We start from the raw sequence: 17,337 nt of genomic DNA, 5'->3' as shown, positions 1-17,337 counted from the left end.
ATCCGCTTATGGCGTTGGGTTAACTAAATAAACAGAATTCGAAGAGATGAAGAGTAGTAGGAGAAGTGGAATGCAAGGCAATCTAAACGGCAACATGATGAATACCCAATTATTGGTTATTGATTTGCTTGATTATGCCCGGCAGCAGTTTCCAGAACAGGAGGTTGTGAGCCGTCGCCTCGAAGGCGATATTCATCGTACAAATTATGCGGAGTGCTGGCGCCGTAGTTGCCAGCTAGCCCATGCGCTTGATGCATTGGGCGTAGGTATGGATGATTGCGTAGCGTCAATGGCTTGGAATACCCATCGCCACCTTGAGTTGTATTATGCGGTTTCGGGTGTGGGTGCAATTTTACATACGGTAAATCCGCGTTTGTTTGCCGAACAAGTGGAATACATTATTAATCATGCCGAAGATAAATATGTATTTGTTGATCTTGGATTTCTAGCGCTGTTGGAGCAGATTCAAGCGCAACTGCCTACGGTAAAAGGCTACATCGTGCTTACTGATCGCGAGCACATGCCAGAATCATCGCTACCGAATTTGCTGTGTTACGAAGAGCTTATCGCCAATCAACCCCACACCTATGATTGGCCGCGCTTTAACGAAGATCATGCGGCTTCACTGTGCTATACATCAGGAACAACAGGGAATCCAAAAGGCGTTTGTTACTCCCACCGAGCTTTGGTTTTACATGCGCAGGCCACCGTATCGAGCGCCTTACTTGATTTACGCGCTGAAACGGTTCTACTTCCTATGGTTACCATGTATCACGCTAGTGCGTGGGGTGCGCCTTATGCCGCACCGCTTGCTGGCGCCAAGTTAGTATTGCCAGGAAGTGGTATGGACGGTGCCAGCATGTGGGAACTGATTGAAAACGAAAAAGTAAATGTCGGTTTAGGTGTGCCAACAATATGGTTAACGTTGCACAATTACCTGCAAGAGAGAAAGATCACGGATACGCCACTGGAACGTGTTTGTGTTGGCGGCGCAGCCTCGCCAATTGGTATGGTGCGCACCTATGCTGAACGCTACAACATTTATTGGCAGCCGATTTGGGGCATGACGGAAACGGCCCCTTTAGCGACCAGTTTGCCACCTACTCCGGCGATTATGGCGCTACCGAAAGAACAACGGTATCAACTGCAAACCACCGCAGGGCGCGCTGCGTTTGGGGTTGAAATGGAAATATTCGATGCTGATGATGTAGCCGTGGCGCACGATGGCGAAAGCTCAGGGGAATTGCGTGTGCGTGGCCCTTGGATTTGTAATCAGTACTATAAAAATGATGATCTGAGTAGTTTCCCGAATGGCTGGTTAGGTACCGGTGATATAGCGGTTATCGATCAACACGGATATATGCGGGTAGTAGATCGAAAAAAAGACGTAATTAAGAGCGGTGGGGAATGGATAAGCTCGCTGGAAATTGAAAATATTGTCAGCCTACACCCACAAGTAAATGAGTGTGCGGTGGTGGGGGTAAAACACCCTAAATGGGATGAACGGCCGCTGCTTTTAGTGGTGTTAAATCAAGGTGAAGAGGCAGATGAGCACGCTATTCTAAGCCATTTACAGGGCAAAATTGCCAAATGGTGGACACCCGATGCGGTTGAATTTGTAAGCGAGTTGCCGAAAACGGGCACCGGAAAAGTACGTAAAAATGAACTTCGCGATGCATATTTGAATTACTTAATTGAACGAGGAGCCTAACCATGGTTAGCGCAAAATTACAGAAATGGTTGATCGTTGCAGCTGTTGTTGCAGTGAGCCAGCTTGGATTCGCTAATGCAGCCGAATTACCGTTAGTTGAGAAACAGGTGTTCAGCACAGAGAACTTTCAAACCTATGGTGGGGAAACTATTCCTGAAGTGAAAGTAGGTTGGGAAGCGTATGGCGAACTCAACGCTGAGAAAGATAATGCTATTTTGATTACACATTTCTTTTCCGGGAATAGCCATGCTGCTGGCAAATACAGCCATGACGATGCACAAGCCGGTTACTGGGATGCCATTATTGGCCCGGGTAAGGCGATTGATACCAATAAATTTTATGTTATTAGTGTTGATACACTAGTTAATCAAGAACCTTTCAACCCGAGCGTAACGACTACAGGGCCGGCTAGTATCAATCCAGAAACGGGCAAAGAGTACGGTTTGGATTTTCCTGTAGTAACCATCCGAGACTTTGTAAACGTTCAGCGTTTAGTAATCGATTCACTCGGCATTGAGAAGCTACATGCTGTGGTGGGCGCCTCCATGGGATCGTTGCAAGCGCTTGATTGGGCGGCTGCATATCCGAATCGCGTTGAGCGCATGATTTCCGTGATTGGCATGGCGGAAGCAGATCCTTGGACTATTGCGAACCTGCAGCACTGGGCAAACCCAATAATTAACGATCCGAATTGGAATGATGGTGATTATTATGATTCGGAGGCTCCGAAAGCCGGTGTAGTGCAAGCCCTTCGAATGATTACTTTAGGCTCGCTACACCCACAAATTGTGAATCAAATGTATGCAGCGAGTTCTGCGCGTGAAGAAGCCCCGTTAAATGATATCCGTGCTAACTTCGCGATCGTTGATCAACTGCAAGCAGCAGCAAATTTGCGGGCAACTTATGCCGATGCAAATCATATTTTGTACTTAGTGCGAGCTAATCAATTGTTTATGGCGGGCTTCGAAGATTCACTCGCCGAAGGCCTAGCCAATATCACAGCAAAATCACTATTTCTGCCGGCGACAAATGATTTGTTATTGCAGCCGTACATGGCTAAACGCGCTCATGATTTACTAACAGAGCAAGGTAAGGAAAGTAGCTATGCTGAAATTGATGGGCCATGGGGGCACTTAGACGGGGTGGTGAGTATTAGCCAGCAGGCTGACCGCATTCGGGAGTTCTTAAAATAGCTTGAAGACGTTATGAATAATTAATGGGCATGAACTACGGATCAATTTCATTGGTGAGGCTATTAACATTTTGTAACAATTGCTTGGTTTCTCACCATTCGGCCTTGTGTTAAATTGCGTATCAACAAATCGACAAGTGTCTGGTAGTTTCGCACACATGGATGTGTGCACCCCCTTTTAGAGAATAAGCCGAGCGCAAATTGCCCTCGGCTTATTTTTTGTCTTCAATTTGTCATTTTCTAGTAAGACTAACTTCATAAAGAGCGTTCATAGTGTCGCAGTTAATTCTCGTTGCACACTAATTCGGAGCTCTACAATGCGTTTGAATCGTTTCTTCCAGCTAAGTGCCCTAGCAGCCGCTGTTGTTCTCAGTGGTTGTGGTGGTGATATCAACATCAATATTTCTGAAACTGCGCCACCAACCAATGGTGGTGGTGGTAATGGTGGTGGCGGAACACCTCCGCCAACAGGCGATTGCCCAGAGTGGGCATCTGAAGGTGAATCGTTAAGTGGCTACGAGCTACCAGTGTGTGAAATTACGGGAACCTTTACCGAAGATCGCACGTTAACGAATGATATCCTTTGGGCGCTTGATGGCCGCGTTGCAGTAGGTAACGATAAAGCTGATTCGGCAACCTTAACCATTGAGCCAGGCACATATTTATTCGGCAAATCTGGCGCAGATTTCCTAGTGGTGCGCCGCGGTTCGCAACTTGAAGCGAACGGTCAAGCAGATGCACCTATCGTAATGACCTCGCTACAGAACATGTTGGGTTTATCGGACCATTCTTCAGTGGGTGAATGGGGTGGCCTAGTGCTACTTGGCCAAGCACCTGTGAATGGTTGTGATCAAGCGAACCTCGAAAACTGTTCTATTGAAGCAGAAGGCGATGCCGGCCCATACGGTGGCGAAATATCTGATGATAACAGCGGAACATTACGCTACTTGCAAGTACGTTATGCAGGTTACGAAGTGCTACCAGATAACGAATTAAATGGCATCACTTTCGGTGGCGTGGGTAGTGGTACTACGCTTGAGTACATTCAAGTGCACAACAACCTAGATGATGGTATCGAGTTTTTCGGCGGTACCGCAGATGCCAAGTATATCGTACTTACGGGCAACCAAGATGACTCGCTTGATTGGGACGCTGGCTGGAACGGCCGTTTGCAGCACGTTCTAGTGCAACACAGCCCAACCAATCAAAAAGCCAACCGCGGTATTGAAGCGGATAATAGCTCTTCTAATTTTAGTGCAACGCCGATGAGCCGCCCGGTTATTGCCAACATGACGATTCTTGGCAATAGCTACGATGCGGATGACGACGCAGAAGGTATTTTGTTACGTCGCGGTACGAGTGCAGAACTTTATAACTTTATCGTAACTGGCGATCCAGATATGGGAGAGTGTTTCGAGCTAAACGACCAAGAAACGGTAGATAATGCTACAAGTGGCGATTTGCGTTTCGAACACTCTATCATCTCGTGCTCTGAACCTTTCCGGAACTCTACCGATGCTGGTGGCAACGTAACTTTTAATGCGGAAGAATGGTTCTTGGCCCAAGAAGGCAATATGTTAGTTGACCCACTGCTTGGTGGTTATATGCCTTCAGCGGTTTCACCAGCACTGGGTGCTGGCCGCAACGTTGCCAATGATATCGACCCTTGGTTCGATGAAGTTGATTACATTGGTGCCTTCGATGGTGAAAACGATTGGACGATTGGTTGGACGTACGGTTTGCATAACGATGCTACTGCTCAATTAACCTACTGCCCAGAAAACACGGTAGAAGTGACTTCAGTAACGGATAAAATGAACTGCCAACTAACCGGTACTATTACTGAAGATCTCTACCTTCCTGTAGGCGCTGATTATGTGCTAGATGGTTTAGTTCGCATTGGTAACGATAATGCTGATAGCGCCACGCTTTATATAGCGCCGGGCGTTAAATTATTCGGCCAATCAGGTGCGGATTTCTTAGTAGTTGCACGCGGCTCTAAAATTATGGCGGAAGGCCGCCCGAATGCACCTATCGTGTTTACTTCACTGCAAAATGCAATTGGTAGTGCAGGTGAGAAAGCACAATGGGGCGGCATGGTATTACTTGGTAATGCACCAAGTAATAAGTGTGATGCGAACAACCTCGAGGCTTGTTCAATTGAAGCTGAAGGCGATGCCGGCCCTTATGGCGGTGCTGACCCTGAAGATAACTCGGGCAAACTCAAGTTTGTACAAGTGCGTTATGCTGGCTATGAAGTATTACCGGACAATGAGTTAAATGGCATTACCTTTGGTGGTATTGGCAAACGTACTCAAGTTGAATTCATTCAAGTTCACGAAAACCTGGATGATGGTATTGAGTTCTTCGGTGGCAACGTAGATGCACGCTTTGTAGTGGTAACTGGCTCTGGCGATGATTCACTTGATTACGCCGATGGCTGGACAGGCCGCATTCAATTCATGTTGGCAGCACACAGTGGTGAAGCGAACCGCGGTATTGAAGGTGATAACCAATCAGGTAACTTCAGTGCATCACCACTTACCAACCCTATCGTAGCGAACATGACCATTATTGGTAACGATTACACTTCTGCCGATAAAGATTCGGAAGGTGTGTTGATTCGTGCCGGTGCAGCATCGCAGTTGCACAACTTCTTAATCACAGGCCCAGAAGGTATGGGTGAGTGTTTAGAATTCAACTCTGCGGAATCGGAGCAGTTAGCGGCGAATGGCACAACAGTAATGACCCACTCTGTCATTGCCTGCCCAGAACCGTTTAAAGGCAGCGTCAGTGCCACCACAACTACTGAACAGTGGTTCCTTGCACAAGAGGGGAATAGTGTTGCTGCTAGCATGCTGGATGTGATTGATGGCTACTACACCATTGATGCAACCGAAGCGAAAGCAATGTCGGAAGTAGATGCTTCGTTCTTCATGGATGTACCTTTTGTTGGTGCAGTTCACCGCGATTTTGATTGGACACGTGGCTGGGTTTACAGCTTGCAGAACTTCCAATAAGGCTTGCTGATTATGAAGAAATCTATGGTAATGAAACCGCTGGCAACAGCGGTTCTTTTCGCCCTTAGTGCTTCAATGATAACGGCCATTGCAGACACTGAAACTCCTGAAGTTACCGAGGCCGCGGAAGTTGCCGAGGCAGCTGAAGCAGACGACATTATTGGTAATCAAAATCTGCAAGGCACTGCGCGTATTGAACGGATTCAAGTAAGTGGACGTTTGTTAAGTTCTGCTGCGTTAACCGCAGCAGAACGCCGAGATAACGCTCAGGTTGCTGATTTTCTAGATGCCGAAATGATTAGCCGTATTGGTGATTCTGACGTGGGTGCTGCCTTGCGCCGAATCACTGGCCTAACCCTTGTGGATAACAAGTTTATTTACGTTCGTGGTTTGGGTGAGCGTTATTCAAGTACTTTACTCAACGGTGCCATGGTGCCAAGCCCTGATCCAACAAGAAATGTTGTGCCGTTGGATATGTTTCCTACCGGTATTCTCGAGCGTTTGGTGGTACAAAAAAGTTTATCGCCTGATCAACCCGCTACCTTTGGTGGTGGCGGTGTAGATATCCGAACCTTGAGTATTCCGCGAGAGCGGGTATTCGAAGTTTCGGTAGGTACCGGCTATAGCACCATGCACGATGAAGATGGTTTGAGTTACGCTGGCGGCGGTGATGATTGGCGTGGTCGCGACGATGGCACGCGTTCGATGTCGAGCACGCTGCAAGATGCGTTGGATACTTATGGTTCCTTGGAACCAATTCCAATTGCCCAAGCCTTAGGCGGTGTAACACCAACCAACTTGGCCCGCGCGGAAGAAATTAACCGTGGGTTAGGTTTAGCGTTAAACCGTAACTACGATATTACCGCCGATTCATCTAAGCCGGACATGGATGCCAGTGTTACTTTTGGTGATCGTTTAGAACTCACGGATAAGTGGGTTGTGGGTATGGTTGCGAGCGCAAGCTATGATCGCAGCCGGTCGAACAGCAATGAACAAGAACGCTATTACTCGATCACCAGTGGCAATGAGTTAACACCATTGGTGCAGTATGATGATATTCAAGCAACCAGCGATAACGTTCAAGTTTCAGGGATTCTGAATTTTGGTGTTGAATACGATGGCAATCATCGTTTGCAAACGACAAGTTTGTATTTATTAGATACCCAAGATGAAGTGAAAATCAAAACCGGGGATACCATTGAAACTATCAATGAATTGAACCGTGAGAACGTTGATTACTCAATTAAATATGAAGAACGTAGTTTAGTGAGTAATCAAATTCGTGGTGAACATCGCTTCGAGTTTCTTGCAGATTTAGGCGTAAAGTGGCAATACACTGATTCAAAAGCGCGCCGTTATGCCCCAGGGCAGGTGGATTATCGTTATATTCGCAACATGGATAGCGATGGCAATCAAACGGCGCTGACAATGCGACGCAGTGATAACGCAGCGTTGATTCAGTTCGGTGATATGCGCGACAACATGGAATACGGCACTACGGATTTCAAATTGCCGTTAAGTTTGGCGAAATGGGAGCTTGAGCTGCAAAGTGGTTACGCATGGCAACAACGGCAACGTACGGCGGAAAACGATCGCTTTAAGCTCGATAGCCGAGGCTTCAGCAATGAAGAGCTGCAGCAAAGTTTCTCAGAGATATTTTCAGATGCGAACATTAGCGATGCCGGAAACCGCTTCCGGATTTCCGATGTTACTGCTCAGGCTGATGATTATGTTGCTGCGCAAACTTTAGATGCCGGCTACTTTGCGATTGATGCGCTTTACGATTACACCTGGCGTTTCAACTTTGGTGCTCGCTACGAATCATTCCGACAAATCTCAATTCCACTGGATCCATCTAACGGTGAAGTGGAAGGGAACGTGGAAGATTACCCATTGGTGGATAAAGATTGGTATCCATCGTTGGCGGCAACTTGGTTGTTCCACCCGGATATGCAGTTACGCTTTGGCATTAGTGAAAGTGTGGTGCGGCCAGATATTCGAGAAGTAACGCCGGTATTGTTTATCGATCCGATTACTGATTTTCTGGTGGTAGGCTTTAAAGACCTTGCGCCTTCAAAAATCACCAACCTTGATACACGGTGGGAATGGTATTTGGAATCAGGAAGCAGTTTGAGTGTAGGTGCGTTCTATAAAGATATCGATCAACCTATCGAAACGGTAGAAATCAAAGGTTCAGATGGTAACTTGCAAGTAAGTTTCCGGAACGCTGAAAAAGGGAATGTTTACGGCGTAGAGTTTGAATTTGTTCGCACTTTTGCGGAGCTTGATTTCATCCCTAGTTGGGCTAACGATTTCTTTATCGCCGGTAACGTTACGTTGAGCGATTCGGATATTTCAATTCAGCGTTTAGGTGAATCAAATATCACGAACCTTAGCCGTCGGTTGAGTGGCCACTCGCGGTATGTTGTGAATAGTCAGCTCGGTTACGATGCGCCAAATGAACGGCATTCGGCTACGCTTTCTTACAACGTATTCGGCCCTCGCATCTCGTTTGCGGGTGTTGATGGGAAAGATGACGCATTCGAACAGCCTTTTCACTCGCTAGATTTGACCTACAGTTATTACCCTCGCGAAGGGTTGGCACTGAAGTTAGGGTTGAAGAACTTGCTTGATGAAAAAACGGAAATATTGCAGCAAGGACAAATTGTACAAATGCGCGAGCGGGGCACGTCCGCTAGCCTAAGTGCAACGCTGCGGTTCTAAGTTTTTGGTTTTAGCATACGTGTGCCTAGCATTCGATAAATGAGCCAGCATTGGCGGTTATCGAATGTGTAGGCGCACGTTATCCAAAAGCGTTTACCTTCATAAAACCACCACACTTATCCAGCATTTGCCCCAATCATGACTTGTAACAAAATATATACAAACTCGGATGCGCCGATTCTATACTCGGTTTACACTAATGTTGGTTGTGTTGCATACTCGGCGATGTTCTAAAACAAAAGGATAAATGAGTGGGTATTTTTACATGGTTGAAGAACTTAGATAGCGCTCGCCGAAAAGCGCGTTATAAGGCACAAACGGAAGCATTCGAGGCCGCAGCCGCAGCCCTTACCCCGGATGATATCGCCGTGGATTGCGGAGCTAATGTTGGCATCTATACTGAGATTATGGCGCGCAGTGGCGCAACAGTGTACGCTTTTGAGCCGAATCCAGTAGCGTTTGCAGCCTTGCAAGAACGTGTTGCTGATTTTCCGAATGTAAAATTATTTCAAGCGGCCAGCACGGTGAAACCGGGCTCGTTTAAGTTGTATTCACATCGCCATGCTAAGCGCGATCCCCTGCTCTATTCAGTGAGCTCTTCGTTAATATCAGCAAAATCCAACGTTAATCAAAATGATTTCTTCGAAGTTGAAGGCATTGTATTAAGCGAGTTTCTGCAGGAGCTAAATCGACCTGTAAAATTACTGAAAATGGATGTTGAGGGCGCTGAAATTGAGATTATTAATGATTTACTTGATAAAGGTTTGCATCAACAAATCGTAGCAGGGTTTGTGGAAGTGCATGATCGCCGAGTGAAATCGTTGCGCGAGCCAACAGCGGCATTGCGGGAGCGTTTAGAGAAAGAGGGCGCCACGCAAATCACTTTAGATTGGCGCTAGCCCCCGCAACGATCAGGGGCTTTAATCTTCAATTAAATCATCTTCGGAATATGGAATGTTGTGCGCATCCAGATATTCGCGCACCGCTTTTGGCATTTTATGTGGGTTATCTTTGCGTAAATCTTCATCGTCTGGAAGCGGCTGGCCGGTAAATGCGTGCAGGAAGGCTTCACAAAGTAACTCACTATTCGTAGCATGGCGTAAGTTCGCAACTTGCCGGCGAGTTCTTTCATCGGTGAGTACTTTTAAAACATTTACCGGAATCGATACGGTAATTTTTTTTACCTGAGTGCTTTTCTTGCCATGCTCCGCATACGGGTAAATATACTCGCCATCCCATTCCATAATGAAAACCTCCGGTAAATGCGGTTTCAAGCCGCCGAAAAAACGTTATTATATTGATATGTTCTATATTATGCCCTTTTTTGAAGCATTTGGCCATCTAAACTTCTAATTGTAATGAAGTTTCGTTATGATGCTTATCATTACTTATAAAATACAAGGCTAGTAGGCTGTTAGCATGAATAAACCTGAAAACCCCACACCCGAACGTGTTCGCGCAATAGCTGATGAAATCCATGTGCATAAATTCGGGGGCAGTAGCCTAGCCGATGCATATTGCTATCGACGTGTAGCACGTATCGTTACAGAGCACGCGGGTGTGAGCGATTTGGTAGTGGTTTCTGCTGCAGGCGATACCACCAACCGAATCATAGCCATAGCAGACGTTCGGGAATCGCAACCGGAGTATGCGGCTACTCTATTAAGCTCGTTACAGCGCTTCCAGCAGGGTTTAATCGAAGAACTTTTATCGGGCCGGTTGCTTAACCAAGTAATGGCGCAATCGGAAGCCGATTTTGCCCGTTGGCAGCAATGGCTAATAGGTGCCGAGAGTATTGAGCGCGCCGAGCTATGCGCCTATGGTGAATTATGGAGTTCGCGTTTATTAGCCGCCCTTTTACAGAAACAAGGCACACGCGCCGATTACATTGATGCACGCACATTCTTAGAAGCTACGGATGCCGCAGAGCCTGTTATCGATACAGAAACCTCGCGCAGCCAGTTACTTTCGCGGCTAGGCCCTTATCCGGGTACTCGTTTTATTGTTACCGGTTTTATCTGTAGTGAATCAGGCACCGGGCGTACCTTGTTGCTTGGCCGAAATGGTTCCGATTACTCAGCAACCCTAATTGCCAGTTTGATCGATAGCCGGCAAACCACGATTTGGAAAGATGTGGCCGGGGTTTATTCTGCGGATCCGCGTAAAGTTGAGCGCGTGGTGAGCTTGCCTTCGCTTGATTGGAGCGAGGCAGAAGAGTTGGCGCGTTTAGGTAGCCCAGTATTGCATCCGCGCACATTCCAGCCGGTAAATCGCGATCGTATGGTGATTAGCGTTCGCTCAAGCTTAAAGGTGGAGAACCAACAAACCCGCATAGGGCAATATGATTTCACCGAGGCGCAAGGCAAGGTGCTTACATCACTACAAGATGTAGTGCTGTTTAGTATTGGCCTCGAACATCGCGGTTTAATTGCTCGTTTTGAGAGTAATCAATTGCAGCCGTTGGTGAGCTGGGATGAAGAGGCTGGTAGCGAGCGCTTCTACGCATTTCACCAGAATCACTTAGATTATATTCGTAATTGGATAGCAATAAGCGATGCTGAGCACCATGTTCACGAAGTAAGTGGCTACAGTATGATTGCACTTGTTGGTGCGCGGATTCAGGAAACGAAACAGTTTTCGGTGCTACGCCGTGAAGTTGGTGAGCAAGAGCTGCGCCGGTTCTCTATTTCTGAAAACAAAACCTCTGCAGTAGCGATTTTGGGGCAAAAGCTCGATAACCGATTGCTAAATCGTTTACATAGTCAGTTATTTAATTTCCGCCGGAGTGTTGGTGTATTGGTTATTGGCCGCGGAAATATCGGTAGTGAATGGATAGAACTGTATCGCCAGCAAAGCGATAGAATGAATGAAAATGTTGATGTTCGCATTCTTGGCATTGCCAATTCGCGCCGGCTCTGGCTCGATTACAGCGGCGTTGATTTGCAAGATTGGCAAGATAACTTTGAACGCTTGGCGCGCCCTTATGTGCTTACTGAACTGTTACGGGAGTTGCCAAACGCACCTTGCGATGAGTTAATTCTGATGGATTTAACCGACGCCGGGTCGATTGCTCAACTTTATCCAAGCTTCTTCGCCAACGGCATGCACATTATCAGCGCTAATAAGCGCGCCGGTTCCGCTGAGGAATCGTTGTATCGTGAGATTCGTACTATCCAGCATGAATACAAACGTGAATGGCTCTATAACACTACTGTTGGCGCGGGTTTACCGCTAAATTATGCGCTGAACGATTTAATTCGCTCCGGCGATAGAATTCGCAGCATTTCCGGTATCTTCTCGGGCACCATGAGCTGGTTGTTCGAGAATTTCGATGGCAAGGTAAAGTTCAGTGATCTGGTGTTACAGGCAAAAGCAGAAGGCTTCACTGAACCTGACCCACGCGAAGATTTATCGTGTCACGATATTGTTCGTAAGCTGCTCATTGTGGCGCGAGAAATTGGGGCGCAGTTGGATTGGGATGACATTGATATAAATGGGTTGGTTCCGGAAGCGTTGAGAGAACTACCGCTTGCGGAATTCATGCAGCGCCTAACCGAGCTGGATGCTCCGATGCAGGCGCTATGGGATAGTGCTCAGAAAGAACGTAAAGTACCCCGGTTAATGGCGAGTTTCTCGGTAGCTGATGGCCGTAGCCATGCGCGCGTAGGCATCGAGAATATCTCAGTGGAAGATATGCTCACGAACCTCATACCGGGGGAGAATATTTTCGTGATTTACAGTGATTGGTATCACGATATGCCGCTCGTGATTAGTGGTCCGGGTGCTGGGCGTAAAGTTACCGCCGGCGGTGTGCAATCGGATTTGCACCAGCTCTTAGCGCGCATAGGTGTGCAACCTCATTAGTGTGGAAGCGGTTTAAATCGGATTTATATCGCTTCTACAAACAACAAGGCCGAGCTTTTACTTCTAAGCTCGGCCTTGTTGTTTGTATTGAACGTTATGTTTTTGTGCTTAACAATTAAACGTTAAAACAAGCCATCATCATCTTCGAATACTTCTTGCGGGCGCCGTTCAGGGTTTGCAAACTCCTTCGGTTCCGTGCCGCGAATGAAATACTCAAACATACTCGTGTGATCGGTTCGGTTTGTAAGACGCCCAGAAGGTTGATCAATGCGTACCGACACCATGTTTGGTGGTAACTCAAAAGGCCTCTCTTCAAGTTGCGAAAGTGCGGTTTCCATATAGGTTACCCAACCTGGCAATGCGGTAGTTGCGCCGGCCTCAGAGGCTACAATCGGCTGGCGCTGGCGGCCAAGATTACTATTCAATGATGACCGGCCGAGTGCAAACTCAAGGTTATCAAAGCCAACCCAAGTTGCGGCAACAATATCGCGGGTGTAACCCACAAACCATGTATCTTTAACATCGTTAGTGGTACCGGTTTTCCCGGCAAGGTTTCGGTTGCGTAAAGCTTGAGCACGCCATGCTGTGCCGTTCCAGCCCGTTTGATTTGCCCAGCTACCACCACCCCAAACAGCCGATTGTAAGGCTTCGGTTATTAAATACGCTACCTGCTCAGAAATAACCCGCGGTGCTTGATTCCATTCAGAAAGAATAGCTTCGTTCGCGTGGTCATCATCAGTGAACTCTACGCCTACAGCTTCGGCTGCACAACGAGCACAGGCGTAACTAGGTTCGCTTTGGAACACAATATTACCATCGGAATCTTCAATACGATCTATGAAATAGGGCGTTACTAAGTAACCGCCATTGGCAAACACAGCAAACCCGCGCGCCATTTCAAGTGGTGTGAATGATGCTGCGCCTAAAGAGAGTGATTCATTTCGTTGCACATCGGCGGGGTCAAAACCAAAACGCTCCATATAATCGGCGGTTTGGTTTACGCCTAGTTCACGAATTAAGCGAACAGAAACCACGTTTTTAGAACGCGCCAAAGCTTCGCGTAATCGAATTGGGCCATCATACACTTCAGGCGAATTTCGTGGCCGCCAAGCAGAGCCTGAACCTGGATTCCACTGTGTGATTGGCGCATCGTTCACCAAAGTGGCTAAGGTAAAGTTGCGCTCTAATGCCGCTGCATAAATAAAGGGCTTAATACTTGAACCAACCTGACGTTTCGCTTGAGTAGCGCGATTAAATTGACTGTGATTAAAGCTATAGCCGCCCACAATACTCTGCAGAGCACCATCATTCGGGTTTAACGCCACTATTGCTGAGCTAGGTCCGGGCATTTGCGCTAGGTGATAACCGTCATCAACCGGCCTAACCAACACGTGATCGCCAGAGTTTAGAATTTCACCTGCCGATTGCGGTGCGTTTCCTTGTCTTTCCGCATCAATATAGCGCCGAGCCCAATCAATGTGATGCCATTCAAGCGTGGCCCGCATGCCGCCGCGCAAAATCACATCAACCGTTTTTTCGTGAACGTCGGAAACAATGGCGTGCTGCAACCTACCAAATCGTGGTTGCCGTTCGAGATACTCAATAATATCGCTTTCAGCCCAAGGCTCACCGCGGTTTTGCATCATAATCGCAAGCGTGTCTTCATCGGGCAGCTTTTGCAGTTGCGCATTCTCATCGCTAAATAAGCTTTCTGGGTCAATTCCCCACAAACGCATTTCGGGACCGCGGTAACCATGGCGCTCATCGTAAGCATGTAAATTTTCTCGCAATGCATATTCAGCTGCTAGCTGTTGCTCTGAGTTTACCGTGGTATAAACCTTGTACCCACCGTTGTATGCATCATCCACTCCAAAGCGATCAACCATTTCCTGACGCACCATTTCCGCAAGGTATGGCGCGCTAAGCTCTAATTCAGCAACATGGTAGCGGGCACTAACGGGTGCACGGTAGGCAACGTCATATTGCTCGCGGGTAATATAATTTTCTGCAAGCATTCGCGCCAGAACTACGCGTCGGCGCTGTACCGAAGCTGCTGGGTTTGAAATAGGATTGAGAATCGACGGGCCTTGCGGCATGCCCGCTAGCGTAGCGATTTCAGAAAGGTTAAGTTGATGGATATCGCGGCCATAATAAACTTGTGCTGCAGCTCCAACACCGAACGCGCGGTGGCCGAGTTCGAGCTTATTTAAATAGAGCTCCAGAATTTCATCTTTGGTGAGAAGTTGTTCAATGTGAACCGCAATAAATGCTTCTTTAATCTTCCGCATCCAAACACGTTCACGCGTAAGAAAGAAATTACGCGCTAATTGCATTGTGATGGTGCTCGCCCCTTCGCGCATTTCACCAGTGCTCACCATTACCCAAAACGCCCGCATTACGCCAATGGGATCGACACCCCGGTGGCTATAAAACCGAGAATCTTCAGTGGCTAAAATAGCATCGATCATCGATTGCGGAATTTCATCAAGAGTGAGGGGAATGCGCCGTTGCTCACCGAATTGCGACATCAATTTGCCATCGGCTGTATACACTTGCATGGGCGTTAAAAAACGCACATCTTTCAGTGTATCCACGCTTGGGAGATCATCTTTCACATAGTAATAAAGTCCTGCCACTGTGGCAGCACCGATAAACATGAGCGCCACAATTGCGAGCAGGGAGTACTTCAAAAATCGAATCACAGAATTTCCGCCATCACCTAGGTAAAACACCCACATTATACGCTTATTATGGGCTAAATTTAACCAATACACATTCACTTATATCAATCTTAACAATTCATTCTTAATAATTCGCTTTTAACAATGGCACGGAGGCTGTTGCTATGTTTTTCACGAAAGGACACCGCGCGAAGTGGTTTTGGCAAAGTGCGTTTATTGGCGGTATCTATGTTGATGATGAAACCCTCACATTCGTTATCATGAGTAGCAAAGGTGGTAATCCTCAGTTGCTCGCTACTTTTCACCTAAGTATGCGTACCTCAGAGCCAGAAAACAAAACCGAGATCGAGGAAGAATTTGAAGCTTTCGCGAATCGAATCGGTGGCCTGCAACGGGTTTCATTCTATGTAGTTAGCGCACAGTTTCAGGTTATTCCATTAGTTTTACCTTCCGAAATCGATGAGTATGAGGCGATCGCATGCGCCCAACTGAAATTAAAGCAGCAACAAAACTCCGATGATTGGCTTTGGGATGTGGAACTTGATCGGCAGAACAGTAAGCTTTGGTTGCTTTCAAAAGCTCAATTTAACAAATTATTTGCTCACCTAGCGCGCCTTAATATTCAAAAGCGCAGCGTAAGAAGTTGGCAACCGCTTGCGGCAATGCAAGACAAGCGCGCTGAAGCCGAGAGGTTCTTTATTAGGAACGCCGTGGATAATCCTGAAAAAAATCAACGTGAGTTAGTACTTGCTACCGCCGCTGCGTTATTTGGATTAGGGGTTTGATGTGGTTGATTTTATCTCTCCAGTAGCTCAACGTATGCAGCGGCAAGTGCGATTAAGTTGTTTAGAAATTGCGCTTGCGCTGCTGATGTTAATTACTTTTTCGGTTTGGCAATATACCGCGTTGCCGCTTGAGCTCCCGCCGGAAAGTAAGCACCAACTACAGCAAGGTTATCAGCCTCCATCGGTGTTAAAGCCTCACCCCTTGTTCAGCCAACTGCAATTAATCCGTGAGTTAGGCGGAAACTTTCATGCGCCCGATGGTCGCTCATACTCTGCTTTATCGGAGCAAGCTCCTGATTTCCAGTTGCGGCGAATTTACTTTCAAGATGGTGTTGCGAAGCTCAATTGGGTATTGAAATCAGCGCTCGATGTGCAAAAAATAACGCCCTTAGAAGCTTCCGGTTGGCAAATTGAAAATGCTGATTTACACGAAGAATCATCATTCCCACCTTACAGTTGGGCGTTAGATCTAGAGCTGTCGCTAAAACCTGAAGGAGCGCAAGGCAACGGAGAAGAACAACATGAAGAGTAATGCGCTCGTGAATAAGCTTTTATTCAAACCCAACAGCCGGCGTGTTGTTATTTCATTGCTAACATTGCTTGCGTTAGCGATGATCCAGATGGGCTGGATTCACCCAGAAGCTCAGAAGCGGATACAAGAACATGCCCGCTTTAACGCGTTACAAGCATTATTAAGTACGCCGGTAGAGCGAGGTACTATAGCTAGCAACACAGAATTACCGAACTTTACAGAGAGCCTTACATTAGAAAGCTTTAATACGCAGAATGGTGTGCAAGAATACGTTGTTGTAGGAACATTTTCGGCACTATATGAATGGCTACAGCAATTGTTCGATAGCCAATGGTTTCCGCAAAAGGCCGATTGGCAGTGGCGTGGGGATAGCATTGCACTAGGTTTATCATTGCACGTAGGGGATCACCGGGTTACAACCATGCCTGAAATTGGCATGAGCCCATTTCCGATGGCGGAAATGGCAGAACCGGTGGCCTTACCGAGTTGTTTAGAGCGGTGGCCGGAACATTTGCAGTTGGTAGCTACGTTCGATAGAAAAATTGTGATTAGTGATGGTACCCAGCGATGGCAGTTCCAAGAAGGTGATGTACACCCAAGTAGTGGCCTTGTTTTATCAGATGTTGCGAACGGCGAAATAGCGCTTATCGCGTCTGAAAATAGTAAACCGCAAGAACCCTCAGTAGATGGTGAATTTCTAGCGCCATATACAGGCATGGATTGCCTCTCAGCAACATTACACGTAAGTGATGCGGAGGCGCAGCAACCACGCTGGTTGCCATAGCGGGCGCAAATTGCGATAATCGCCTGTCTTTTTTTCTGGGGCAC

Annotated in this window: 11 protein-coding genes; 9 read left to right on the top strand and 2 right to left on the bottom strand. The window is 47.1% G+C overall.

Features of this window, described 5'->3' with window-relative positions; all coding sequences use genetic code 11:
• Positions 1–70 precede the first annotated feature (70 nt).
• The 5 genes from CWE13_RS09035 (at position 71) to CWE13_RS09015 (ending at position 9,546) form a co-directional block, all read left to right on the top strand.
• Complete coding sequence (locus CWE13_RS09035) at positions 71–1,711, top strand: long-chain fatty acid--CoA ligase (protein WP_126807918.1); 1,641 nt, start codon at positions 71–73, stop codon at positions 1,709–1,711.
• Between the two features lie 2 nt (positions 1,712–1,713).
• A complete protein-coding gene (locus CWE13_RS09030; protein WP_126807916.1) occupies positions 1,714–2,904 on the top strand; it encodes an E22 family MetX-like putative esterase in 1,191 nt (396 codons plus the stop codon).
• A 316-nt stretch (positions 2,905–3,220) separates the two neighbouring features.
• Positions 3,221–5,923: a hypothetical protein gene (locus tag CWE13_RS09025; RefSeq protein WP_126807914.1), complete on the top strand. Its 2,703-nt coding sequence runs from the start codon at positions 3,221–3,223 to the stop codon at positions 5,921–5,923.
• Positions 5,924–5,935: 12 nt separating this feature from the next.
• Positions 5,936–8,647: a TonB-dependent receptor domain-containing protein gene (locus CWE13_RS09020; protein ID WP_126807912.1), complete on the top strand. Its 2,712-nt coding sequence runs from the start codon at positions 5,936–5,938 to the stop codon at positions 8,645–8,647.
• Positions 8,648–8,898: 251 nt separating this feature from the next.
• The gene (locus tag CWE13_RS09015) at positions 8,899–9,546 is read left to right on the top strand and encodes an FkbM family methyltransferase (RefSeq protein ID WP_126807910.1); all 648 of its coding nucleotides are present in this window, start codon (positions 8,899–8,901) and stop codon (positions 9,544–9,546) included.
• 21 nt (positions 9,547–9,567) lie between these two features.
• On the opposite strand, the gene metJ is transcribed toward CWE13_RS09015, so the two are convergent.
• The gene (gene metJ, locus CWE13_RS09010) at positions 9,568–9,894 is read right to left on the bottom strand and encodes a met regulon transcriptional regulator MetJ (RefSeq protein WP_198677938.1); all 327 of its coding nucleotides are present in this window, start codon (positions 9,892–9,894) and stop codon (positions 9,568–9,570) included.
• A gap of 172 nt (positions 9,895–10,066) precedes the next feature.
• On the opposite strand from metJ, the gene metL reads away from it, so the two are divergent.
• The gene (gene metL, locus CWE13_RS09005; protein WP_126807906.1) at positions 10,067–12,511 is read left to right on the top strand and encodes a bifunctional aspartate kinase/homoserine dehydrogenase II; all 2,445 of its coding nucleotides are present in this window, start codon (positions 10,067–10,069) and stop codon (positions 12,509–12,511) included.
• A 122-nt stretch (positions 12,512–12,633) separates the two neighbouring features.
• Here the strand turns inward: metL and CWE13_RS09000 are convergent, their stop codons facing one another.
• The gene (locus CWE13_RS09000; RefSeq protein ID WP_126807999.1) at positions 12,634–15,210 is read right to left on the bottom strand and encodes a penicillin-binding protein 1A; all 2,577 of its coding nucleotides are present in this window, start codon (positions 15,208–15,210) and stop codon (positions 12,634–12,636) included.
• 146 nt (positions 15,211–15,356) lie between these two features.
• On the opposite strand from CWE13_RS09000, the gene CWE13_RS08995 reads away from it, so the two are divergent.
• Genes CWE13_RS08995 through CWE13_RS08985 form a run of 3 tightly spaced genes read left to right on the top strand, consistent with a single transcriptional unit; the run spans position 15,357 to position 17,293 of the window.
• Positions 15,357–15,977, top strand: a complete 621-nt coding sequence (locus tag CWE13_RS08995) for a hypothetical protein (RefSeq protein ID WP_126807904.1) — start codon at positions 15,357–15,359, stop codon at positions 15,975–15,977.
• Between the two features lies 1 nt (position 15,978).
• On the top strand, positions 15,979–16,509 hold the full coding sequence (locus CWE13_RS08990) for a hypothetical protein (RefSeq protein WP_126807902.1): 531 nt from the start codon (positions 15,979–15,981) through the stop codon (positions 16,507–16,509).
• The gene (locus tag CWE13_RS08985) at positions 16,499–17,293 is read left to right on the top strand and encodes a hypothetical protein (RefSeq protein ID WP_126807900.1); all 795 of its coding nucleotides are present in this window, start codon (positions 16,499–16,501) and stop codon (positions 17,291–17,293) included. The genes CWE13_RS08990 and CWE13_RS08985 overlap by 11 nt, the downstream gene beginning before the upstream one ends.
• Positions 17,294–17,337: the final 44 nt, after the last annotated feature.

The organism is Aliidiomarina shirensis (assembly GCF_003987345.1).
GTDB classification, from domain to species: domain Bacteria; phylum Pseudomonadota; class Gammaproteobacteria; order Enterobacterales; family Alteromonadaceae; genus Aliidiomarina; species Aliidiomarina shirensis.
This window is presented reverse-complemented; position numbering and strand designations above follow the sequence as displayed.

What these genes read in the sequence shown, in the direction of transcription:
- CWE13_RS09035 (WP_126807918.1), top strand. Translation starts at nt 71, where the DNA reads ATGCAAGGCAATCTAAACGGCAACATGATGAATACCCAATTATTGGTT.
- CWE13_RS09030 (WP_126807916.1), top strand. Translation starts at nt 1,714, where the DNA reads ATGGTTAGCGCAAAATTACAGAAATGGTTGATCGTTGCAGCTGTTGTT.
- CWE13_RS09025 (WP_126807914.1), top strand. Translation starts at nt 3,221, where the DNA reads ATGCGTTTGAATCGTTTCTTCCAGCTAAGTGCCCTAGCAGCCGCTGTT.
- CWE13_RS09020 (WP_126807912.1), top strand. Translation starts at nt 5,936, where the DNA reads ATGAAGAAATCTATGGTAATGAAACCGCTGGCAACAGCGGTTCTTTTC.
- metL (WP_126807906.1), top strand. Translation starts at nt 10,067, where the DNA reads ATGAATAAACCTGAAAACCCCACACCCGAACGTGTTCGCGCAATAGCT.
- CWE13_RS08995 (WP_126807904.1), top strand. Translation starts at nt 15,357, where the DNA reads ATGTTTTTCACGAAAGGACACCGCGCGAAGTGGTTTTGGCAAAGTGCG.
- CWE13_RS08985 (WP_126807900.1), top strand. Translation starts at nt 16,499, where the DNA reads ATGAAGAGTAATGCGCTCGTGAATAAGCTTTTATTCAAACCCAACAGC.